This window comes from Aquabacterium sp., assembly GCF_029946005.1.
Taxonomy (GTDB): domain Bacteria; phylum Pseudomonadota; class Gammaproteobacteria; order Burkholderiales; family Burkholderiaceae_C; genus Aquabacterium.
This window is the reverse complement of the sequence record NZ_JAQSDR010000037.1, coordinates 1-22,563: the sequence shown is the minus strand read 5'-3', so window position 1 is coordinate 22,563 and position 22,563 is coordinate 1. Positions and strand designations below refer to the sequence as shown.

Here is a 22,563-nt window from a genome sequence, read left to right as displayed (position 1 = left end):
CTAGCGCAAGCCTGCAATGTAAAGACGTGAAAAGGCCGCCTGTAACCACGCCTTACTATTTTTTCTGGCAAACCGGGCAAAAGAACGTGGAGCGTTGACCTTGAACCAGGCGCCGCACGGGGGTTGCACAGGTTCGACACGGCTCGCCTTCCCTGCCATACACGCGCGTACTCAGTTGAAAGTGCCCTTGGCTGCCGTAAGCGTCTTTGAAGTCACGCAGGCTGGAGCCGCCCATCGCCAGAGCCTGGCGCAATACCTCCTGCACGACCAGCACCAACCGATCGCAACGCGGTCGGCTCACCCGTCCCGCCGCCAGTCGGGGATCAATGCCCGCCATGAACAGCGCTTCGCAGGCGTAAATGTTGCCCGCCCCCACCACGATATCTCCGGCCAGCAAAGCCTGCTTGATGGACACCTTGCGCCCCTTCAGGCGCTGGTGCAGGTAGGCACCCGTCATGGCCTCGTCAAAGGGCTCCAAACCCAAGCCCGCCAGCAGGCGCGCGGGCAAGCCAGAGCCCATGGAAGCGCCCCACACCACTGCCCCAAAACGACGCGGATCGGTCAGCCGAAGCAAACCCGCCGTCGTGTCCAACTCAAAATGATCGTGGGGCCCGCGGGGAGGCAGCGACTTGGCAAAGGTCAAGGCCCCCGACATGCCCAAGTGCACCAGCAAGCCTTCGGGCGGGTTTTCAGCAGCCGTGCCGAGCAGACTCAGCGGCACCCACAAATATTTACCTCGGCGCAACACAGGGCCCACCCTGGCCCCTTCCAATCGACCAGGATCGCAGCCCAGGGGCCACCGCAGGGGTTTGCCCATGCGCAACGACAAAACCTGGGCACCCAGAATCCGGGACGCAAAACTAAGGCGGGTGACTTCGACCTCGGGCAATTCAGGCATGGGCCGCATTATCGATGCCGTATCAATAGAATGGCCACAAACACGGAGAGTTCATGCCTGCCCTGACCGCCACCAAGCGCCCCCATTCTTTGAAAGCCCTCAGCCAGGCCCTGGCCTTGACCGGGCTGTTGCTCGCCGGACATGATCTGGTACTGGCGGCGGAGGCCGCGCCCACTGCAGAGGCCGAGTCCAAACCGGCATTTCAAAACTCCCGCATGGACGGCGCCTTGTTCTACCAAACACTGGTGAGCGAGGTCCAGGCGCGCAGCGGCAACGTCGGCGCGGCCTATCAGATCTACCTGGAACTGGCGCGCAAACACCGCAACCCGGAACTCTTCAAGCGTGCGGTTGAGATCGCCCTTCAAGCCCGGGCTGGTGAAGAGGCCCTGACCGCGGCCAAAGCCTGGCGTCAAGCCTCACCACAATCCAAAGAGGCGGCCGAGTTCAACGTGCAGATTTTGCTGGCGCTGGGCCGAAGCAAGGACCTGGTCGACCCACTCAAGTCACTGATCCAGCTTAGCCCCACACCACAGCAGCCTTTGATGATTGCCTCGCTGCCCCGATCCCTGGCCCGGTTGGCCGACCGCCAGGCCGCCGCGCAAGTCATTGACGAGGTCACCCAACCATGGCGCCAACGCCAGCCCGCCTTGGCAGAAGCCTGGGTGGCCAGTGGTGAAGGTTGGCTGGCCGCCAAGGACGCCACCAAGGCACTTGAAGCCGCCAAGAAGGCCAAAGCACTGCAACCAGCAAGTTTGGGCGTCGGCTTGCTGGCCATCAACTTGATGGAAGAGGCCCCTGGCGCCGAAGACCTGATCCGGCAACAACTGGATCGCAGCGATGCCCCCAAGCTGCTGCGCCTGGCCTACGCTCGCAAGCTGGCCGGCTTGCAGCGCATGAACGAAGCTGCCGAGCAACTGGACATGGTGGTCAAGGCCCAACCTGACCAGATCAGCGCCTGGTTGACCCTGGCTGCGGTGCGTCTGGAGCTGCGCCAGCCCGACCAGGCCGAGGTGGCCTTGCAGCATTTCCTCGCTCTGAAAAAACAAGCTCCCGGCAAACAAGCCGGTGTGGCGACCAAAGCCGGTACGCTTGACCAGGCGCAGATGGCCCTGGATGCCGACACCAGCGAAGAGCAGGCCTACACCCTGCTGGCCCAGGTCGAGGAGCAACGCGGCAACTGGCAGTCCGCCCTGGAATGGCTGCAACGCGTTGAAAAATCCGACACCAGCCTGCTCATCCAAAGCCAGCGCGCCAAGCTGATGGCACGCCAAGGCAAACTGGCGGAGGGCCGCGCGCTGATCCGCGCCATGCCGGAAAGCGAACCGCGCGATGCCCTGGCCAAGCTGCAGGCGGAAACGCAGCTGCTGCGCGACCTCAATGAATGGGATGCTGCCTACGGCGTGATGGCCGAGGCCAATCAGCGCTTCCCGGACGACGGCGACCTGCTCTACGAGCAAGCCATGCTGGCCGAGCACCTGCACAAGTACGACGAGATGGAAAAAATGTTGCGGCGGGCCATCGAGCTCAAACCCGACAACGCCAACGCGTACAACGCCCTGGGCTACAGCCTGGCCGACCGCAATCTGCGCCTGGATGAAGCCCGCACTCTGATCCGCAAAGCCCTGGACCTTCGCCCTGGTGACCCCTTCATCACCGACAGCCTGGGCTGGCTGGAGTTCCGCAGCGGTCGGATCAATGAAGCCCTGGCCCTGCTGCGCCAAGCCTATCAAGCACGCCCCGACCCAGAAATCGCCGCCCACCTGGGCGAGGTGATGTGGTCTCAAGGCGAGCGCGACGAGGCCATCAAGATCTGGCGCAAGGCCCAGGCACGCGATGCCAAGAACGAGTCCTTGCTTGACACCATCAAGCGCCTGCAAGTTCAGCTGTGACCCCAAAACGTGCCTGGATCGCAGTTGCGCTGCTGACCTGCCTGAGCGCTTGCTCGCAGTTCCCTGCGCGGCCGACTGCCACTGCGCTTCAGGCGACGTCGGCGGATCAATTGGCGTTGCAAGGCCAGCTCAGCGTCAAGCTGCAAGCTTTTCAAGGACGAGAGGCCAAGGGCGTGAGCATGGGCTTCTTCTTCAATGGTGGAGCGCAAGGCGGCCAGTTGGACCTGATGACCCCCATGGGCAGCCAAGTGGCCCGGGTGCATTGGACCGACACCGAGGCCTGGCTACAGACCGACCAGGGTAACCGCCGCTTCAACACCCTGGGTGATCTCAGCCAGGAGGTCTTGGGCGAACCCCTGCCCTTGGCCGCCTTGATGCACTGGGTGCAAGGACAGCCCGCCCCCGACCTGCCAGCCCCCACCAACACCCAAGCCAAATCATTCGAGCAAAGCGGCTGGCAAATCGATACCACCGACATCGGCATCGGGCGGCTCATCGCGCAACGCCCCGCCAGCACCGAGCTGCGCGGCGTCACTGTTCGCATCAGGCTCGACCGCTGACCCCCCATGCCCAGCCTGCACAACTTAGCGGCCCCGGCCAAACTCAATCTCTTCCTGCACATCACGGGCCGACGTGATGATGGCTACCACTTGCTGCAATCCGTATTCGTGTTGATCGACTGGGCCGACACCCTGCACATCGACACCCGCGATGATGGCCGAGTGCATCGGCACGATCTGGGCCCGGCCCTGCCCGCCGATGACCTCTGCCTGCGCGCGGCACGCTTGCTCCAGCAAGAAAGCGGCACCCCGCAAGGCGCTGACATCCACATCGACAAGCAAGTGCCCTGGGGCGCCGGCATGGGCGGCGGCAGCTCCGACGCGGCCACCGTGCTGCTGGCATTGAACCAACTCTGGGGCCTGCACTGGCATCGCGATCGCCTGGCCGAACTGGCCATTCAACTCGGCGCCGACGTACCTTTTTTCATCCATGGCCACAACGCCTGGGTCGAAGGCATCGGCGAGCAGATCATGCCCATCGCCCTGCCCATTGAGGTGATCGACACGCCATTGGCTGTTTTAAAACCCCCTGTGGCCGTGCCGACACAGGCCATTTTTGCCAGCCCTCATCTTTCCCGCGACACGGAAGCTGCTACAATTTCGCTCTTTCTTGCAGCGCCCAAGTGCTTTGGCCGCAATGACTTGCAAGCTCCCGCAGAGCACTACAGCAGTCAGATCAGCCAGGCACTTGAGATCATGCAAAGACGCTTCGGCAACAGTCGCATGACGGGTTCCGGCAGCGCGGTGTTTTCCTGGTTGGAGGCACCCGCCGCACACCAGTCATTCACGCCCGCTGATGTGTCCTTGGATGATCCCACATGGGCCGGACGCCTCTGCCGCGTTCTGGGTCGCCACCCGCTGTTTGATGTTTTGAGCTGATTTTTTTCAGCGTCATGCACAAACAGCGAAAAAGAACCCAAGAACTTGCGGCAGTCGCAAAAAACAGGCTATAATGTGAGGCTTCTCGCATGAGAGAACAAGCTACCGGTTTCGGTGATCTTCCCTGAAAAGCGAAGGCCACCGAATCCCGTGTAGGGGAGTCGCCAAGTTGGTTAAGGCATCGGATTTTGATTCCGACATGCGAAGGTTCGAATCCTTCTTCCCCTGCCAAAATTTCTCTAGTACGTTCTCAAGTAACGCACGCACATTGCCCGTCACCTCCGCCTGCGGCTGACCGTTCAGCCGCACCGATCCAGGGCAAGGCGCATGGGCAAGATGCAATTTCACCGCCATCTGCCGCCCATGCTATCCGACACCGTACTGTTCACTGGCAACTCCAACCCGGCGCTTGCCCAAGAAATCGCCTCGCACCTGGGTGCCGAGCTGGGCAAGGCCGCCGTTGGCAGCTTCTCGGATGGTGAAACCACGGTTGAGATCCAGCAAAACGTGCGTGGCCGCGAAGTCTTCGTGGTGCAGTCCACCTGTGCCCCGACCAACGACCACCTGATGGAGCTGTGCATCATGGTCGACGCGCTCAAGCGCGCCTCGGCCCAGCGCATCACTGCCGTCATTCCTTACTACGGCTACGCCCGTCAAGACCGCCGCCCGCGTTCAACCCGCGTAGCCATCTCGGCCCGCGTCGTGGCCAACATGCTTGAAGCCGTGGGCGTCAACCGCCTGTTGACCATGGACCTGCACGCTGACCAGATCCAGGGCTTCTTCAACATCCCGGTCGACAACATCTACGCTTCGCCAGTATTGCTGTCCGACCTGCAGTCCAAGGGTTACGAAGACCTGGTCGTGGTGTCGCCCGACGTGGGCGGCGTGGTCCGCGCCCGCGCGCTGGCCAAGCAGCTGGGTTGCGACCTGGCCATCATCGACAAGCGCCGCCCCAAGGCCAATGTCTCGGAAGTGATGCACGTCATCGGCGAGATCGATGGCCGCAACTGCGTGATCATGGACGACATGATCGACACCGCTGGCACGCTGGTCAAGGCGGCTGAAGTGCTGAAAGAACGCGGCGCCAAGAACGTGTACGCTTATTGCACGCACCCCGTGTTTTCCGGCCAGGCCATTGAACGCATCAAGAACTCGCAGCTCGACGAAGTCGTCATTGCCAACACCATTCCCTTGAGTGATGCCGGCAAGGAGTGCAAGAAGATCCGCCAACTGTCGGCCGCCTTCCTGTTCGCCGAAACGATCCGCCGCATCTCCGATGGTGACTCGGTCACCTCCCTCTTCTCGGAGCAGAACAACAACTTCTGATCCGATTTTTCTGACCGCTGAGGGCGCAAGCCTGAAGGCGGTCTTTTCCCCAAGCGCCTGGTCGCGGGCGCTTTATCCATACTGGAGTTATCCATGAAATTCACCGCTTTTGAGCGTAGTCTGCAGGGGACCGGAGCGAGCCGCCGCCTGCGTCTCGTCGGCAAAGTTCCTGGCATCGTTTACGGTGCTGGCGAAGCCACCACGATCGAAGTCGATCACAACGCGCTGTACCACGCCATGCGCAAGGAAGCCTTCCACTCGTCCATCCTCGAGATGGAACTGGCTGGCAATGTGCAAAAGGTTCTGCTGCGTGACTACCAGTTGCACCCTTACAAGCAACAAGTGCTGCACGTGGACTTCCAACGTGTTGATGCCACCACGCGCATCCACAAGAAAATCCCCCTGCACTTCATCAATGAAGCTGAAGCACCTGCAGTCAAGATCGACAAATGCACCATCACGCACGTGGTGAGCGAGCTGGAAGTGGAATGCCTGGCCGAGCAATTGCCTGAGCACCTGACCATCGACCTGGGCGCCATGGTCAAGGGCCAAACGCTGCACCTGGACGACGTCGACTTCGGCGCTGGCATCAAGGTGCTGACGCATGGCCGCAAGAACCCTGCGATCGCCACCGTGGTCGAACCCGTTGCGGAAGAAGTCATCGTGGCCCCCGTGGTCACGGCTGAACCCGCCAAGGGCAAGAAGGGCAAGAAGTAATTTTCTTCGCTTCTTGATTGAGCAAAAAGCCCCGTCAAGCCCCGCTTTGGCGGGGCTTTTCTTTTGGACAAGCCCCATTCATCATCGCCACCCATCATGATTCGACTGTTTGTTGGCCTGGGCAACCCCGGCCCTGAATACGAAGACACCCGCCACAACGCCGGCTTCTGGTGGATCGACTCGTTGGCGCGCCGCTTGAACGTCAACCTGGTGGCCGACCGCAGCTACCACGGCTTCGTCGGCCGCGCCAACCTGCCTGGCGGGCCGGTGTGGTTGTTGCAGCCGCAAACCTACATGAACATCTCCGGCAAGTCCGTGGCAGCTCTGGCCAAGTTCTTCAAAATTTTGCCCAGCGAGATCCTAGTCGCGCACGACGAACTCGACTTGCTGCCGGGCCAGGTCAAACTCAAGCACAGTGGTGGACACGCCGGTCACAACGGCCTGCGCGACATCCATGCACAACTGGGGTCACCCGAATACTGGCGCCTGCGCCTGGGCATTGGCCACCCGGGCATTAAAACCGAGGTGGCCGCCTACGTGCTGCGCAAACCGCCGCAAGCCGAACGCCAGGCCATCGACAAATGCATTGCGCAGGCCCTGGATGCCACCGAAGCCTTCATCGCGGGAGACATGGCCAAGGCCACCTTGCTGGTGCATGCCCAGCCGCCCAGACCCAAGCCGCCCAGGCCGCCAATCGCGCCCCCGGCAAGCGACCCCCAGCCCGAATAATGCATTCAAAACATCATCAAAACAGGGAGAAACACATGCTCAACGACATCAGCACATCCTCACTCGGGCGCCATTGGCCCGCCTTGCTGGCCAGCATGCTGTGGCTGGCTGGGCCATGCGCAAAAGCCACGCCTGCTTACCGCTGTGACTTGCGAGGCGAAGTGCGTTATCAACAACAAGCGTGCGAAGGTGGGCGCGCCGTGGAGGCCCCCGACGAGCGCACCAAGGCGCAACAACAACACACGCTCCAAGCTACCGCGACTGCCGCCAAGCTGGGCAAACAGCTGGAGCGCGAGCGGCGCCACCAGGAAAAGGCGTCCAAGGGCCAAGGGCCCATTGCCATGGATTCCCCCGATCGGCAACCCAAGTGGAGCAGCCCCTCAACCCAAGGTCAGACTTTGAAGCGTGAACGCCCCTTCACCGCCAAAGTGCCCAAAGACAAGGGCAGTTCGGTCAAGTCAAGCTGAAGGATGGGCCAACGCCTTGGCCTGAGCGGCCAACCCCTGCAGGAGCTTGTACTTCGCCATCAACTGTTCGGCTGATTCGGTGTAGACCGGATCCACCGGAATGCACTCCACCGGGCAGACTTGCACGCATTGCGGTTCGCCAAAGTGGCCAACACATTCAGTGCAACGAGCCGGGTCGATCACATAGATGGATTCGCCCATTGAAATGGCCTGATTTGGGCATTCTGGTTCACAGACATCGCAGTTGATGCATTCGTCGGTGATCTTCAGGGCCATGACTCAGGCACCAGTCTGCGCGGCGACCACACGCGCCTTTAGCCGCTCCAGCACACTCGGAGCGACGAACTTGGACACGTCACCGCCCAGCATGGCAATCTCGCGCACAAAGGTGCCTGACACGAACTGATATTGATCGGACGGGGTCAGGAACACCGTCTCCACATCAGGCATCAACTGGCGGTTCATGCCCGCCATCTGGAATTCGTATTCAAAGTCGCTGACCGCGCGCAGGCCACGCACCACCACCTTGCCATCGTGGCCGACCACGAAGTCGCGCAGCAAGCCGGCAAAGGCGATCACCTCGACGTTGGGGTGTTTGGACGCCAGTTCTTGTGCCATGGACAGGCGCTCTTCGACGCTGAACATGGTGCGCTTGTGGTGCCCCGCCGCGACCGCCACGATGAGTCTGTCAAACAGGCGGGCCGCACGGCGCATCAAATCGGCATGTCCCAGCGTCATGGGGTCGAAGGTGCCTGGGTAAACAGCGGTCAAGGGCGAAGTTGAAGGCATCGGCGCGGTCAAATCAGAACCAAAGGTCACCAGTTTAGTCGCCCGCCGCTGGCCGCGACACGCCCGAACCACCTTCCACACGCTGAAAAAGGTGATAGTGCACCGCACCAGCACGGCCTTGCCGGTGAACCCGCAGGCCGGGCACCGCCCCCACTGGGTCAGCGGCGTCCGAGAAAGCCTGAGGTGCCTCCAGGTAGATCCAGCCACCTTCGGGCACGCACCGACTGGCGGCCAGCAGCGCTTGTTCGAACAAGCCCGCATCAAAAGGCGGATCCAGCAAGACCAGGTCAAAACCGGACGCTCCGCCGGAAAGCCGTCCCATCCAGGTCAAGGCATCCGCCTGCACGATCTGAACCTGGGTCGCGGCCAGCTTGGCCTGTGTGGCGCGCAGCGATTTGATCAGCACCGGTTCACGCTCCAGCAGGCAAACCGATTCAGCGCCCCGGGAGGCCGCCTCGAAACCCAAGGCGCCGGTGCCAGCAAAGGCATCCAACACACGCCAGCCCGACAGGTCCTGACCCAACCAATTGAACAAGGTCTCGCGCACGCGGCTGGGCGTGGGGCGCAAGCCGGCCACCACGGGCACGGTCAAAGGCGTGCGCTTCCAGCGTCCGCCAATCAGGCGCACCTCTTGGGCAGCATGGGCCGCCACCTTTTGAGCCGCCTTTTGCGCCGCGCCGAACTGGCTGGTGGAGGGCTGGCTGGACCTGGCTGTGCGGGCGGAATGGGGTGGCTTCATTAAAAAGAGGTCCGTGGGAAAGCCTCGATTGTAGAAACCCCCACCCTACAATCCCAGCATGTTCAGTTTCATCAAGAAAAAGCTGGGCCTGGGCGGCAGCCCCGCGCCAGCAGACCCACCAGCCCCCCCGCCCTCCGAGACACGCGCTGCGGTCGCTGCCGAGCCCGCCAGCGCACCTGTGGTCGATGCGCGCCCATCGGCGCTCGTCACCCCCCCCACGCCTGCGCCTGCCGCTACTCCCGCCCCGGAACCCGTGGTGGAGCGACGCTCGTGGATGGACAAGCTCAAGGCGGGTTTGCGCAAAACCAGTTCCAGCATTTCGCAGGTCTTCACGGGCACGCAGATCGACGATGCGCTGTACGAAGAATTGGAAGCCGCCTTGCTGATGGCCGACGCTGGTGTGGCCGCCACCGAGTACTTGCTGGCCGACCTCAAGCGCCGAGTCAAAGAGTCCAAGGCCAGCGATCCTGCCGCTGTGAAGGTCTTGCTGATCGAGGCCATCACCGATCTGCTCAAGCCACTTGAAAAATCGCTCGCGGTTGGCCAACACACCCCCACCGTGATCATGGTGGCCGGTGTGAACGGGGCAGGCAAGACCACCACCATTGGCAAGCTCACCCGCCACCTCAGCGACTCCAACCAGCGCGTGCTGCTGGCTGCCGCCGACACCTTCCGCGCCGCCGCGCGCGAACAATTGCTGGTGTGGGCCGACCGCAATCGCGTGGACATCGTCAGCCAAGAGAATGGCGACCCGGCTGCCGTGACCTTCGATGCCGTGCAGGCCGGCCGCGCACGCGGATGCGACGTGGTCATTGCCGACACGGCTGGCCGCTTGGCCACCCAGCTGCATTTGATGGACGAGTTGCGCAAGGTCAAGCGTGTGATCGGCAAGGCCATGGACGGCGCGCCGCACGAGGTCTTGCTCGTCGTCGATGGCAACACCGGACAAAACGCGCTCTCTCAGGTCAAAGCGTTTGACGAGGCGCTGGGACTGACCGGGCTGGTGGTGACCAAGCTCGACGGCACGGCAAAGGGCGGTGTGCTGGCCGCCATTGCGCTGTGGTCACGCGGTCGCCCAGGCGGGGCGGTGCCGGTGTACTTCGTGGGTGTGGGTGAAAAGCTGGAAGACCTGCAGACCTTCAACGCACGAGAATTCGCTCAGGCCCTGTTGACCTGAGCGCGCCTCATCAATGCCGAGAAGTGGCAGCCTCTTCCAACGGGACGGGGCCGGACTCCAGGTCATCAAACCAGGTTGACGGCGGCGGCTCTTTGCGCTCGGCTTCTTCGTCGGCAAAATCATCCGGGTTGAAGTCGTTGTCGTCTTCATTGACCGACATGCCATGCATGGCGCCCGCCGATTGCATGGAGGCCACCACCGCTGCGGCTTCCACACTGCGACGAGTCTGGCTGTTGGTACCGACGGGCCGCTTGGGCATGGTCAGGGCGGCACCCAACACGGCCTCACGGGCCACAGCCGGTCCGGGCAAGGCGCCCTCCAGCCACACATACACCGGGATGCCGGCAGCGGCCAACACGCGGTCCATGCGGGCATGGCGACGCACGGTGCGTGGTTTTTCCTGCTTGACCGGCTGGCGCAACTCGATCACGGCGATCACTTGGGACGAGTCGTCGCACACCACCAAGTCGGCACAGATGGAGCCCACACGGCGCAACCACTCGCTGTAGGAGTTGCGGGTGGGCACGCGCAGGAATCTGGCCAGAGGCACTTGCGCCAACACCATGTGCTCGGGCAGAGCCTTGCGCAAAACGTGATAAGCCTCACGCTCTGATCGGGTCAGGACCCGCGTCGCGGTTGGACTCCAGGCTGCCAGGGTGTCACCCGCTTCTGCGGACGAGGTGCCGCCAACTCGCCGCGGCGAGTTGCCCCCCCCCCGGCGTGCCCTCAACGCCAGCCCCACACCGCACAAGCCGATCAAAATCAAACTGGCCAGAACTGCTGGCCACCATGCATTCAAAACTGCCATTGAAACCATCCACGCCCGAAAGACCCATCGACACCGGCCCAATCCCCGGGCCCCATCGACAACATCGGCACATGGCCGGTATTACTCAAGCGAAAAGTACCAGCGCAGGCACCCAGGGTCAATGCGGGCTTGCGGCCAATGCGGTGACAAAGCGTTTCAAATGTAGGCGGGGGTTTGCGCCCGTCAACGCCCCCCCATCCCCGGCATGCCTTTCATGCCGCCCATGCGCTTCATCATCTTCATCAGGCCGCCGCCCTTCATCTTCTTCATCATCAGGCGCATTTGCTCAAACTGGTTGAGCATGCGGTTGACGTCTTGGATCTGCACGCCAGCACCCGTGGCGATGCGGCGCTTGCGACTGGCCTTGCTCTTTCCATCCATCAGCAGCGCGGGCTTGCGGCGCTCCAGCTTGGTCATCGAATTGATCATGCCTTCCATGCGGCGCATGTCACGCTCTGCCTTGTCCATGTCAGCGCCACCGGCCTTGCTGGCCAGCTCGGACGGCAACTTGTCCATCAGGCCCGACAGGCCGCCCATTTTCTTCATCTGGCTGAGCTGGGCCAGGAAGTCGTCCAGGTCAAAATCAACGCCAGATTTGACCTTGTCGGCCAACTTCTGCGCCGCCGCCACGTCGACACCTTTGGTGACTTCTTCCACCAGCGCGACGATGTCGCCCATGCCCAGCACCCGGCCAGCATGGCGATCGGCATCGAACACTTCCAGGCCGTCGATCTTTTCAGAAATGCCCGCAAACTTGATGGGCACGCCCGTGATTTGACGCACCGACAGGGCCGCGCCCCCGCGTGAGTCGCCGTCCAGCTTGGTCAACACCACGCCGGTCAAGGGCAAGGCGTCCTTGAAGGCTTTGGCGGTGTTGATCGCATCCTGGCCCTGCATGGCATCGACCACGAACAGGGTTTCAACCGGGTTGAGCAGGGCGTGCAGCTCCTTGATCTCGGCCATCAGCACTTCGTCGATGGCCAAGCGGCCTGCCGTGTCCACCAGCAGCACGTCGAAGAAATGCTTGCGCGCGTGGTCGATGGCCGCCAACACAATGTCGCGCGGCTTTTGATCGGGGGTGGACGGGAACCATTCGGCGCCGGCCTGGCCGGTCACCATCTTGAGCTGCTCGATGGCGGCTGGACGGTACACGTCGGCGGAGACCGTCAGCACTTTCTTCTTGCGCTTTTCAATCAGGTGCTTGGCCAGCTTGGCGGTGGTCGTGGTTTTACCCGCGCCTTGCAAACCCGCCATCAGGATGATCGCCGGGGGCTGCGTGGCCAGATTGAGGTCGGCCACGCCATCGCCCATCGTGGCGGACAGCTCTTTTTGCACCAGGCTGACCAACACTTGGCCGGGCGTGAGCGAGGCCACCACCTCCTGGCCCAGGGCCTTGTCCTTGACGCGCGCAATGAAATCGCGCACCACGGGCAGGGCCACGTCGGCCTCCAGCAGGGCCATGCGCACCTCGCGCAGCATGTCCTGCACATTGGTCTCGGTGATGCGAGACTGGCCGCGCATGGTTTTGACCAAGCGGCTCAGTCGTTCGGTAAGGTTGGATGCCATGGAGGTGCGGTGAATGCCGTGATGCGCGAAACTGGGGACCGGGCAAACATGCCCGGGCGACCTTAAACTGTGTGGATGATTCTATCGCCCGCCTCTTTGACCTTTTGGCCCAGTGCCATCGCCGTGGTGGCCTATGGCCTGGCCAGCGTGCTGCCTGAAGGTGAAGGCGACACCGTCGCCGCCAGGAATCGGCGCGTCTGGGCCGCCCTGGCACTGGCGTGGCTCGCCCATGCCATCTCCATTGTCCTGGACACGTTCTCCTTCAACAGCGCCCAACCCGCCGCGCGCTTTGGGTTCGCGCCCGCCCTGTCGGTCACTACTTGGTTGGTGCTGGCGGTTTACGCCGTTGAAAGTCACCGTCTGGGCTTGCCTGCGGTGCGCCGCGCATTGGCCTGGCTGGCCGCCATCACGGTGGCGCTGTCTTGGGCATTCCCTGGCCAGGAACACCCTGGCAGCGGCTCGCCCTGGGCGCCGCTGCACTGGATTTCGGGGTTTGCTTCTTATGGCCTGATTGGCGCGGCACTGATGCATGCCGCCTTGATGCGGCTGGCTGAAAAACAGTTGCGTGCTCGCCCGGGCTCGCCTTCGGCCAAAACCCTCTCACTGGCCACGCCCCAGGCTTTGGGCATGCCTCTGCTGAGGCTGGAATCGCTGACCTTGCGCTTCGTGGCGGCAGGCTTCGCCATGCTGACACTGACCTTGGTGCTGGGCATCTGGTCGTCCAATCCCTGGCACTGGGATCACAAATCCGTGTTCTCGGTGCTGTCCTGGCTGGTTTTTGCCATCCTGCTCACAGGTCGCTACCAGTTTGGATGGCGGGGCCGCCAAGCCGTGCGCTGGCTGTACGCTGGATCGACCTTGCTGCTGCTGGCGTACGTAGGTTCTCGCTTCGTGATGGAAGTGGTGCTGCACCGTCCTGCCATCGTCTAAAGAGCACCTGAAGTCCACACCATGATCAAATACCTGTTGCTGGGTTTGTTGGCCGCCTGGCTGTTTTACGTGTGGCGCCGCCCACGCTCCGTCGGCACCCAGGCGCCCGGCAAACCAGCGCCACCGCCCAAGCCTCAATCCATGGTGGAGTGCGCGCACTGTGGTGTGCACATGCCGACCAACGAAGCCTTGCTTGGCCAACGGCCCACAGGGGCCGACTACTTTTGCAGCGAGGATCATCGCCGCGCCGGTCCTCGCGCTCACTGACTGATGCCTCGGCCAACCACACCCTCCGACCAGGCGCTGCGAGATGCTGCCGGACCCTTGGGCGCTGAAACTCAAGGATCCTGGTTCGGGGGCCACGGGGACGATCACGATGCCCCCACCATTGGCGCCGAGGCTCAACCCCTGGACAAAGCCCCCCCCTCGGTGGCCAGCAGAACCAGCAAAGAGCGCAGGCCCCCGTCGTTCTTTCGCATTTACCGCGCCTTCCTGACCGCGCGCGCCGTGCTCGCGATCCTGCTGATCGGGATCACCGCAGGGGCTTGGTTGCTGGGCAACCGACCCTCCCCCTGGGTCCTGGGCCTCACCTTGTCTTACAGCGTTTTGACTTTGATGGTTTGGTCCTGGGCATCTCGGCACCCCCCCAAAGACCCCGACCAGCGCAGCCTCAAACACCGGCAGGCTTTGGCCACCATTGGCATCGACCTGGCGGCCTTTGCCTGGTTGAATTTCCTGACCAGCAGCAACCTGAACTCGCAGGCCTTGCTGGCCTTGCCGGTGTTGATGGCCGCCATCTTGATGCCCCGCATCATGTCCTTGGGCGTGGCCGCCGCAGCCACCTTGAACCTGCTGGCTGCCGCCTGGCTGCAATCGGCCGAAGGGGGCAACCTGTCATCCTTGATGACCCAAGCGGGGCTGACCGGGTTCGGCCTGTTTGCTGTGGCCGTGATGGGCAGTGAACTGGCTGGCCGACTGGCCCGAGAAGAGCGCACCGCCAAAGGCAGCCTGGAGTTGGCCCGCCAGCAAGCCCAGCTCAACCGGCTGGTCATTGAAGAGATGGCCGAGGGTGTGATGGTGACCGACCGCCAGGGCCGCGTGCGCACCGCCAACCCGGCCGCACGACGGCTGCTCGCCGCCCAAGGCAGCACTCAAGCGCCCCCCTTTCAATTGAGAGGCGTGCCCGCCTGGCACCCTCTGGTGCAGGCGGTCGAGCAGGCTTTCGCCAACCCACTGTATGCCGATGTGGGCCAGGAACTGAGCCTGCGCTTTGATGATCAATCCAGCCGAGCCTTGCGCCTGCGCGTGCGCTTCACCAAGGGCCGCGATGGCCAGGCCATCGAAGACGTTTGCGTGATGTTCATCGAAGATCTGCGAACCGTGATGGCCCGCCAACGCCAGGACAAACTCGCCGCCATGGGCCGCATGTCGGCCGGCATCGCGCATGAGATCCGCAACCCCCTGTCCGCCATTGCCCAGGCCAATGCGCTGCTCGGCGAAGACGCTACCACGCCCACGCAAAAACGCCTGACCCAGATGGTGGCCGACAACGTGGCCCGGCTCAAGAACATCATTGATGACGTGCTGGCCGTGGCCCCCGGTTTGCGCCCACCGGGCCCCGCGATCGACCTGCGGGAAACCGTGGCCGCCATCTGCAACGAATGGCGCCAAACCGAAGGCCTCGCTGGCGGACCTGACAGCCTGTGCGAAGTTGATTTGTCCGCCTGCAAACCCCAGATTGGCCGCCCCGCGCCCAAGGTCCGCTTCGAGCCTGATCACCTGCACCGCGTGCTGGTCAATCTGCTGGACAACGCCTTGCGGCACAACAGCGGCCAAGCCGGTGCGATCCTGGTGAACCTGCGGTGGCAAAAGGCCCAGGAAGGCACCGGACCGTTGGTCCTGTCTGTGCGCAGCGATGGCGAACTCATCAGCCCAGGCACCGAACAATCGCTGTTCGAACCCTTCTTTTCCACGCGCAGCCGGGGCACCGGCTTGGGCCTGTATATTTGCCGAGAGTTGTGTGAACGCCATGGCGCCAGCATCGACTACCGCCAGCATCCCGGCGCCGTGCGCCACCGCAACGAGTTCTTCGTGACGATGCCCCTTGAACCCCCCATCACCGCATGACCGCTCCGACCCTCTATAGCCTGCTGGTCGTTGACGACGAACCCGACCTGCGCACTTTGTACGAACTCACGCTGCTGCGCGAGGGCTACGACGTGGAAACGGCGGGCAACGTGGCCGAGGCCTGGCAACACCTGCAGGACCGCAGCTACAGCGCGATCATCACGGACATGCGCTTGCCCGATGGCACCGGCCTGGACCTGCTGCGCCGCATCGACGCTGAAGGCCGCCGCGAAAAAGCCATCGTCATCACCGCCTACGGTTCAGCCGAAAACGCCGTGGAGGCCCTGAAGGCCGGTGCCTACGACTACCTGACCAAGCCGGTTGATCTGCGCCAGTTCCGCGCCGTGGTGTCCTCGGCCTTGGGGCGCACGCCAACATCGGCCTTGCCTGCGGCGGTCTCGGTTCAAGAGCGCCCCACCAACACACCCCTGGCCGCGCCCCCTTTGGCACTGCACCGTGGCGCCCGCAAGCCCGAGGTCACCGCGCTGTCCAGGATGGTCGGCCACTCTGATGCACTCCAGCATGTGCGAGGCCTGATCGACAAGGTCGCGCGCAGCATGGCACCCGTGTTGGTCTGGGGTGAATCGGGCACTGGCAAGGAATTGGTCGCCCGCGCCATCCACGACGTCAGCAGCCGCCACCATCAGCCCTTCATCGCCGTCAATTGCGGCGCCATCCCCGAACAACTGCTCGAAGCCGAGTTCTTCGGCTACCGAAAAGGCGCCTTCACCGGCGCCAACGAAGACCGAGAAGGTTTTTTCCAGGCCGCGCATGGCGGCTCCCTGTTCCTGGACGAGATCGGCGACCTGCCCTTGTCCATGCAAACCAAGTTGCTGCGCGTGATCCAAGAGCGCGCCGTGCGTCCGGTCGGGGCCGTGGCCGAAGTGCCCGTGGATGTGCGCATCATCAGCGCCACCCACAAAGACCTGGCCGCCGAAGTGGCCGCCAAACGCTTTCGCCAGGACTTGTTCTACCGGCTCAACGTCATCCAGATCCCGCTGCCCGCCTTGCGCGAAAGGCTTGAAGACCTGCCCAGCCTGTGCCTGCGCATCCTGGAGCGCATCGCCTCGGAATCGGGTTTGAACGCCGTGCCGCAGCTGGGCCGGACCGGCCTGATGGCCTTGCTCAACCACCCCTTCCCCGGCAACGTTCGCGAGCTGGAAAACATCCTGCACCGCGCGGTCACCCTGAGCGGACACCAATTGATCGAAGCGGAGGACTTGGGGTTTCCCAACGCCTCACCGCACACCACCGAAGACATCCTCACGCCCGGCTCTGGCGCTTTCGAGCAAGCTGCCATTGGCATCAGCCCACCAGCGCCCCCTACGGCACTGGCCACGGCAGCGCCTTCGCCCCCCACTCTGCCCTCAGACCTCGTCACCCACCTTGACCAGGTCGAACGCGACATCCTGGTCCTGGCTCTCGAAAAATACAGATTGAATCGCACCGCCGCTGGCGCCAGCCTGAGCCTGAGCCTGCGCCAGATGCGCTACCGCATGGCCCGCCTGGGCGTGAAGGTCACGGACCAGGGCATCGTCCTGGGCGAGCGCTTCGACCCCGAAGCCGACGCTGAGTGAGCATGCCGATGGCGCACGACCCCTGGCCGCAAGGCTGGTGCCCACAAGCCCGCCGCATCGATTCACCCAACTTTGGCCCCCGTCCTCCCGGCATCCCCATCAACCTGGCCTTGATTCATTCAATCAGCCTGCCCCCAGGCATTTATGGGGGCGACGAGATTGAGCGCCTGTTCACCAACCAGCTGGATTGGGACGCCCATCCCTATTTCGGGCAGATCCGGGGCGCCGAAGTCTCGGCCCATTTCGTCATCCGGCGCGATGGCGAACTCCTGCAGTTCGTGTCCGCCAATGACCGAGCCTGGCACGCGGGACCATCGTCGTGGCAGGGCCGCGACAATTGCAACGACCATTCGATTGGCATCGAACTCGAAGGCCTGGAAGATCACCCCTTTGAATGGGCTCAATACCAGGCCTTGGCCGACCTGTTGCAACAAGCCGTCAAGGTCTACCCGATCAGCCAGATCGCCGGGCACGAGCACGTGGCCCCTGGCCGCAAACGCGACCCTGGCCAAGCCTTTGACTGGCCCGCACTGCACGCCTTGCTGGGCTGGGATCAACGCAGCTTTCCCCCGGGTACCACATCCCTTTGAACATGCCCAGACAGGGCTGCCCCGATCGGCAATTTCCCTGAATTAACCCCCCGATTGCGGGGGCGGGCGAAAATAGCGTTATAGTCGCACCCAGACGCTACCTGTAGTGCCCAAGGCACCAAAAAACACCAGATATAGCGTTTCAGTGACCAGCGTAACAGCTCAAATCAAGCGCAAAACTAAGGCCTCCCCGCCGTTTCCGGGAGGCCTTAACTCCGAAGGGAATCACATGCAAACGACCCCGTCCAGCACTGGCCAAACCACGGCCAACGTCTTCCCCACCAGCCCTAGCGACGCCACCAACGAGCCTCGCCAATCGGCCTACGCCGGCTACCAGATCATCCGCCGCAATGGTGCGGTCGTGTCCTTCGCACCCAACAAGATTGCCGTCGCCTTGATGAAGGCCTTCCTGGCCGTTCACGGCACGCAAGGCGCGGCCTCGGCCAGCGTGCGCGAAACCGTTGATGGCCTGACCGAAAATGTGGTGCGCGCCCTGATGCGCTCACGCCCCGGCGGCGGCACCTTTCACATCGAAGACGTGCAAGACCAGGTTGAACTGGGCCTGATGCGCGGTGGTCACCACGAGATCGCCCGCGCCTATGTGCTGTACCGCGAACGCCGTTCACAAGAACGCGCTCAACAAAAGGCCACAGCTCCCGCCGTCGCCCAACCCCTGCTGACGGTCATCGACCGTGGCCAACGCATCCCGCTGGACCTGGCCCGCCTGGAAGGCCTGATCGAAGCCGCTTGCGAAGGCCTGGGCGCTGATGTCAAGGCGGCCCCCATCCTGGCCGAGACGCACCGCAATCTGTACGACGGCGTCGCCCTCGACGAGGTCTACAAGGCCGCCATCCTGGCCGCCCGCACCCGCATTGAGCACGATCCCGGCTACACGCACGCCACCGCCCGCTTGCTGATGCACACCATCCGCCGCGAAATCCTGGGCGACGAAGTCACGCACGGCGAAATGGCCACGCGTTACGCCGACTACTTCCCCACCTACATCAAGAAGGGTGTGCAAGTTGAACTGCTCGACGAGAAGATGCAGCAGTTCGACCTGGCCCGACTCGGCGCCGCACTCAAGCACGAACGCGACCTCGACTTCGACTACCTCGGCCTGCAGACCCTGTACGACCGCTACTTCCTGCACACCGAAGGCCAGCGCATCGAAATGCCGCAAGCCTTCTTCATGCGCGTGGCCATGGGCCTGTCGCTGAACGAAATCGACCGCGAAGCGCGCGCCATCGAGTTCTATGAAGTGCTCTCAAGCTTCGACTTCATGTCGTCGACCCCCACGCTGTTCAACGCCGGCACCCGCCGCTCGCAGTTGTCCAGCTGCTACCTGACCACCGTCCCTGACGACCTCGACGGCATCTACGAAGCCATCAAGGAAAACGCCCTGCTGTCCAAATTCGCAGGCGGCCTGGGCAATGACTGGACGCCAGTGCGCGCTTTGGGCTCACACATCAAGGGCACCAACGGCAAATCGCAAGGCGTCGTCCCCTTCCTGAAAGTGGTTAACGACACCGCCGTCGCCGTCAATCAAGGTGGCAAGCGCAAGGGCGCTGTCTGCGCCTACCTTGAGTCATGGCACCTGGACGTCGAAGAATTCCTGGAGCTGCGCAAGAACACCGGCGACGACCGCCGCCGCACCCACGACATGAACACGGCCAACTGGATCCCCGACCTGTTCATGCGCCGCGTGATGGAAGGTGGCCAGTGGACCCTGTTCTCGCCCGCCACCTGCCCCGACCTGCACGACAAGTTCGGCAAAGACTTCGAAGAGGCCTACACGCGCTACGAAGAAAAAGTCGCTAGGGGCGAAATCAAGCTCTTCAAACAACTGCCCGCCAACGATCTGTGGCGCAAGATGCTGTCGATGCTGTTCGAAACCGGGCACCCCTGGATCACCTTCAAGGACGCCTGCAATGTGCGCTCACCGCAGCAACACGTCGGCGTGGTTCACTCGTCCAACCTGTGTACCGAGATCACGCTGAACACCAACAGCGGCGAAATCGCGGTCTGCAACTTGGGCTCGGTCAACCTGTCGCAACACATCATCAACGGCGCGAATGGTAAAGACCTTGACCACGACAAGCTCAAGAAGACCATCACGACTGCCATGCGCATGCTGGACAACGTGATCGACATCAATTACTACGCTGTCAAGAAGGCGCGTGACTCGAACCTGCGCCACCGCCCCGTTGGTCTGGGCATCATGGCCTTCCAGGACAGCCTCTACCAGATGCGCATTCCTTACGCCAGCCAGGCCGCGGTCGATTTCGCCGACCGCTCGATGGAAGCCGTCTGCTACTACGCCTACTGGGCCTCGACCGTACTCGCCGAAGAACGCGGCCGCTACTCCAGCTACAAGGGCTCGCTGTGGGACCGCGGCATCCTGCCGATCGACTCGATCAAGCTGCTGGCCGAACAGCGCGGCGGCTACCTCGAAGTCGATACCTCGCACACCATGGCCTGGGATGCTCTGCGCCACCGCATCGACACGCATGGCATGCGCAACTCCAACTGCGTCGCCATTGCGCCCACCGCCACCATCTCCAACATCGTTGGCGTGGACGCTTCGATCGAACCCTGCTTCGGCAACCTCTCGGTCAAGTCCAACCTGTCGGGCGAGTTCACCGTGGTCAACCAGTACCTGGTCCGCGATCTGAAAAAATTGGGCCTGTGGGACGACGTCATGGTCATGGACCTCAAGCACTTCGATGGTTCGCTGCGCCGCATCGACCGCGTGCCTGAAGAACTCAAGAGCCTGTACGCCACGGCCTTTGAAGTCGAGCCCATGTGGTTGGTTGAAGCGGCATCGCGTCGCCAGAAATGGATCGACCAGGCACAGTCGCTCAACATCTACATGGCCGGCGCATCGGGCAAGAAGTTGGACGAGACTTACAAGCTCGCCTGGTTGCGCGGCTTGAAGACCACGTACTACCTCCGCACCGTTGGCGCCACGCATGCCGAGAAGTCGACCGTGTCGCGCGGTCAACTCAACTCGGTGTCCAACATGAGCGGCACATCAAGCACCAATGCTGCACCGCAAACAGCAGAGCCTCAAATGAGCGAGCCGGCCACCGACATCAAGTTCTGCGCGATCGACGACCCCGATTGCGAAGCCTGTCAGTGATGCATTGAACAAGGCCTCGAAAGAGGCCTTGTTCATCTGTCGACTTAACTTTGTTGATTCAATGAGTGCACTTCGACGCAAGGCCGCAACAAACAGGGCCTTGTACTGTCAAGAAGTGCTTGGTGTTTTTCACAACACCCTTTCATAATTCGAACCCATAGGATGTATACACCATGTTGGTCTGGGAAGACGACGCACCATCAAGCTCTTCAGTATCTGGCGCTTCAGCTCCTTCATCGCAACGCGATGCACGGGAAGTGAATGCGTCGGTCCTTCAAACTGTGACAGCTGCATCCTTCAACCACCCCGTTCCGACCACCACGATGGCCGCAGTCGCCCACATTGGCGAGCCCGTTCGGCGTCGCGTCAATGCCGCTGACAAGCGCATCATCAATGGTCAGACCGACGTCAACCAGTTGGTGCCCTTCAAGTACAAATGGGCTTGGGAAAAGTACCTCGCCACTTGCGCCAACCACTGGATGCCGCAAGAAGTGAACATGTCGCGCGACATCGCCTTGTGGAAGGACCCCAATGGTCTGACCGACGACGAGCGCCGCATCATCAAGCGCAACCTCGGCTTCTTCGTGACCGCCGATTCGCTGGCCGCCAACAACATCGTGCTGGGCACCTACCGCCACATCACGGCGCCCGAGTGCCGCCAGTTCCTGTTGCGCCAGGCTTTTGAAGAAGCCATCCACACCCACGCGTATCAATACATCGTTGAATCGCTGGGCCTGGATGAAAGCGAAATCTTCAACGCCTACAACGAAGTCCAATCCATCCGCGACAAGGACGAGTTCCTGATCCCCTTCATCGAAGCGATCAGCGATCCTCACTTCCACACCGGCACGCACGAAACCGACCAGACCTTGCTCAAGTCGCTGATCGTGTTCGCCTGCCTGATGGAGGGTCTGTTCTTCTACGTCGGCTTCACGCAGATCCTGGCCTTGGGGCGCCAGAACAAGATGACCGGTGCTGCCGAGCAGTATCAATACATCCTGCGCGACGAGTCCATGCACTGCAACTTTGGCATTGACCTGATCAATCAGCTCAAGCTGGAGAACCCGCACCTGTGGACCGCGGACTTCAAGGCCGAAATCAAAGCACTGTTCCTTAAAGCGGTCGAACTTGAATACCGATATGCAGAAGACACCATGCCACGTGGCGTGCTGGGCATGAACGCATCGATGTTCAAGGGTTATCTGCGCTACATCGCCAACCGCCGTGCCGCACAGATTGGGCTGGAAGAACTCTTCGCCAACGAAGAAAACCCCTTCCCGTGGATGAGCGAAATGATCGACCTGAAGAAAGAACGCAACTTTTTCGAAACCCGAGTCATTGAATATCAGTCGGGCGGCGCCCTGAGCTGGGATTGATCCCTTGCACAGAGCACCGCACCGGCGTACCCCATTCATCACACCGCGCTCAGATCCTAGGGGGCGTTGGGTGATGAATCGCTGTACCGCATTCAGCGGTGCAGTGCTCTTTGCAACTTGATCAAGGAGATCCGTATGGCAACTGCGAAAAAAGTGGCACCTAAGAAGGCAGCCCCGGCCAAAAAGGCCGCCGTGAAGAAGGCCGTTCCGGCCAAGAAAGTCGCTGTGAAGAAGGCAGCACCGGCCAAGAAGGCCGCTGTCAAGAAGGCAGCTCCTGCTA

At 62.3% G+C, this 22,563-nt stretch carries 21 protein-coding genes and 1 tRNA gene; 16 read left to right on the top strand and 6 right to left on the bottom strand.

The window, feature by feature from the left end:
- Positions 1 to 55 precede the first annotated feature (55 nt).
- Positions 56 to 898, bottom strand: a complete 843-nt coding sequence (mutM, locus tag PSV38_RS17705; RefSeq protein WP_300549765.1) for a bifunctional DNA-formamidopyrimidine glycosylase/DNA-(apurinic or apyrimidinic site) lyase — start codon at positions 896 to 898, stop codon at positions 56 to 58.
- Positions 899 to 951: 53 nt separating this feature from the next.
- On the opposite strand from mutM, the gene PSV38_RS17700 reads away from it, so the two are divergent.
- The 8 genes from PSV38_RS17700 to PSV38_RS17665 all read left to right on the top strand — a co-directional run bounded on the left by PSV38_RS17700 (position 952) and on the right by PSV38_RS17665 (position 7,465).
- Positions 952 to 2,787 (top strand): tetratricopeptide repeat protein, encoded by a 1,836-nt coding sequence (locus PSV38_RS17700; RefSeq protein ID WP_300549764.1) that lies wholly within the window; start codon positions 952 to 954, stop codon positions 2,785 to 2,787.
- On the top strand, positions 2,784 to 3,347 hold the full coding sequence (locus tag PSV38_RS17695) for an outer membrane lipoprotein LolB (RefSeq protein WP_300549763.1): 564 nt from the start codon (positions 2,784 to 2,786) through the stop codon (positions 3,345 to 3,347). Before PSV38_RS17700 ends, PSV38_RS17695 begins: the two co-directional genes overlap by 4 nt.
- A 6-nt stretch (positions 3,348 to 3,353) precedes the next feature.
- A complete protein-coding gene (ispE, locus tag PSV38_RS17690; protein ID WP_300549760.1) occupies positions 3,354 to 4,226 on the top strand; it encodes a 4-(cytidine 5'-diphospho)-2-C-methyl-D-erythritol kinase in 873 nt (290 codons plus the stop codon).
- Between the two features lie 154 nt (positions 4,227 to 4,380).
- Positions 4,381 to 4,457, top strand: a tRNA-Gln gene (locus PSV38_RS17685).
- A gap of 132 nt (positions 4,458 to 4,589) precedes the next feature.
- Positions 4,590 to 5,552: a ribose-phosphate pyrophosphokinase gene (locus PSV38_RS17680; protein ID WP_300549756.1), complete on the top strand. Its 963-nt coding sequence runs from the start codon at positions 4,590 to 4,592 to the stop codon at positions 5,550 to 5,552.
- 93 nt (positions 5,553 to 5,645) lie between these two features.
- A complete protein-coding gene (locus tag PSV38_RS17675) occupies positions 5,646 to 6,269 on the top strand; it encodes a 50S ribosomal protein L25/general stress protein Ctc (protein ID WP_300549753.1) in 624 nt (207 codons plus the stop codon).
- 96 nt (positions 6,270 to 6,365) lie between these two features.
- Complete coding sequence (pth, locus tag PSV38_RS17670; RefSeq protein WP_300549750.1) at positions 6,366 to 6,998, top strand: aminoacyl-tRNA hydrolase; 633 nt, start codon at positions 6,366 to 6,368, stop codon at positions 6,996 to 6,998.
- A gap of 35 nt (positions 6,999 to 7,033) precedes the next feature.
- Positions 7,034 to 7,465 (top strand): hypothetical protein, encoded by a 432-nt coding sequence (locus PSV38_RS17665; RefSeq protein WP_300549748.1) that lies wholly within the window; start codon positions 7,034 to 7,036, stop codon positions 7,463 to 7,465.
- Here the strand turns inward: PSV38_RS17665 and PSV38_RS17660 are convergent.
- Genes PSV38_RS17660 through rsmD form a run of 3 tightly spaced genes read right to left on the bottom strand, consistent with a single transcriptional unit; the run spans position 7,457 to position 8,993 of the window.
- Positions 7,457 to 7,741 (bottom strand): YfhL family 4Fe-4S dicluster ferredoxin, encoded by a 285-nt coding sequence (locus PSV38_RS17660; RefSeq protein ID WP_300549746.1) that lies wholly within the window; start codon positions 7,739 to 7,741, stop codon positions 7,457 to 7,459. The two genes, PSV38_RS17665 and PSV38_RS17660, sit on opposite strands and share 9 nt — an antisense overlap.
- Positions 7,742 to 7,744: 3 nt before the next feature.
- On the bottom strand, positions 7,745 to 8,254 hold the full coding sequence (gene coaD / locus PSV38_RS17655; RefSeq protein ID WP_300549742.1) for a pantetheine-phosphate adenylyltransferase: 510 nt from the start codon (positions 8,252 to 8,254) through the stop codon (positions 7,745 to 7,747).
- Positions 8,255 to 8,288: 34 nt separating this feature from the next.
- Positions 8,289 to 8,993, bottom strand: coding sequence for a 16S rRNA (guanine(966)-N(2))-methyltransferase RsmD (gene rsmD / locus PSV38_RS17650; protein WP_300549740.1), 705 nt, complete (start codon positions 8,991 to 8,993; stop codon positions 8,289 to 8,291).
- A gap of 58 nt (positions 8,994 to 9,051) precedes the next feature.
- Between rsmD and ftsY the strand changes: the two genes are divergently transcribed.
- Complete coding sequence (gene ftsY / locus PSV38_RS17645; protein WP_300549738.1) at positions 9,052 to 10,170, top strand: signal recognition particle-docking protein FtsY; 1,119 nt, start codon at positions 9,052 to 9,054, stop codon at positions 10,168 to 10,170.
- 10 nt (positions 10,171 to 10,180) lie between these two features.
- Here ftsY and PSV38_RS17640 read toward each other — a convergent pair whose 3' ends face one another.
- Together PSV38_RS17640 and ffh are read right to left on the bottom strand one after the other, a co-directional pair.
- Positions 10,181 to 10,978 carry a DUF2726 domain-containing protein gene (locus PSV38_RS17640; protein ID WP_300549736.1) on the bottom strand — a complete coding sequence of 266 codons (798 nt, stop codon included), beginning with the start codon at positions 10,976 to 10,978 and terminating at the stop codon, positions 10,181 to 10,183.
- Between the two features lie 183 nt (positions 10,979 to 11,161).
- Complete coding sequence (gene ffh / locus PSV38_RS17635; RefSeq protein WP_300549734.1) at positions 11,162 to 12,544, bottom strand: signal recognition particle protein; 1,383 nt, start codon at positions 12,542 to 12,544, stop codon at positions 11,162 to 11,164.
- Between the two features lie 75 nt (positions 12,545 to 12,619).
- On the opposite strand from ffh, the gene ccsA reads away from it, so the two are divergent.
- The 7 genes from ccsA to PSV38_RS17600 all read left to right on the top strand — a co-directional run bounded on the left by ccsA (position 12,620) and on the right by PSV38_RS17600 (position 22,283).
- Positions 12,620 to 13,474 (top strand): cytochrome c biogenesis protein CcsA, encoded by an 855-nt coding sequence (gene ccsA / locus PSV38_RS17630; protein WP_300549732.1) that lies wholly within the window; start codon positions 12,620 to 12,622, stop codon positions 13,472 to 13,474.
- Between the two features lie 21 nt (positions 13,475 to 13,495).
- A complete protein-coding gene (locus tag PSV38_RS17625; RefSeq protein WP_300549729.1) occupies positions 13,496 to 13,741 on the top strand; it encodes a PP0621 family protein in 246 nt (81 codons plus the stop codon).
- A gap of 3 nt (positions 13,742 to 13,744) precedes the next feature.
- Positions 13,745 to 15,601 carry an ATP-binding protein gene (locus PSV38_RS17620; RefSeq protein WP_300549726.1) on the top strand — a complete coding sequence of 619 codons (1,857 nt, stop codon included), beginning with the start codon at positions 13,745 to 13,747 and terminating at the stop codon, positions 15,599 to 15,601.
- Positions 15,598 to 17,178 (top strand): sigma-54 dependent transcriptional regulator, encoded by a 1,581-nt coding sequence (locus PSV38_RS17615; RefSeq protein ID WP_300549724.1) that lies wholly within the window; start codon positions 15,598 to 15,600, stop codon positions 17,176 to 17,178. Before PSV38_RS17620 ends, PSV38_RS17615 begins: the two co-directional genes overlap by 4 nt.
- A gap of 8 nt (positions 17,179 to 17,186) precedes the next feature.
- On the top strand, positions 17,187 to 17,768 hold the full coding sequence (gene ampD, locus PSV38_RS17610; protein WP_300549979.1) for a 1,6-anhydro-N-acetylmuramyl-L-alanine amidase AmpD: 582 nt from the start codon (positions 17,187 to 17,189) through the stop codon (positions 17,766 to 17,768).
- A gap of 229 nt (positions 17,769 to 17,997) precedes the next feature.
- Complete coding sequence (locus PSV38_RS17605) at positions 17,998 to 20,907, top strand: ribonucleoside-diphosphate reductase subunit alpha (protein WP_300549722.1); 2,910 nt, start codon at positions 17,998 to 18,000, stop codon at positions 20,905 to 20,907.
- 173 nt (positions 20,908 to 21,080) lie between these two features.
- The gene (locus PSV38_RS17600) at positions 21,081 to 22,283 is read left to right on the top strand and encodes a ribonucleotide-diphosphate reductase subunit beta (protein WP_300549720.1); all 1,203 of its coding nucleotides are present in this window, start codon (positions 21,081 to 21,083) and stop codon (positions 22,281 to 22,283) included.
- The last annotated feature ends 280 nt before the right edge of the window (positions 22,284 to 22,563 follow it).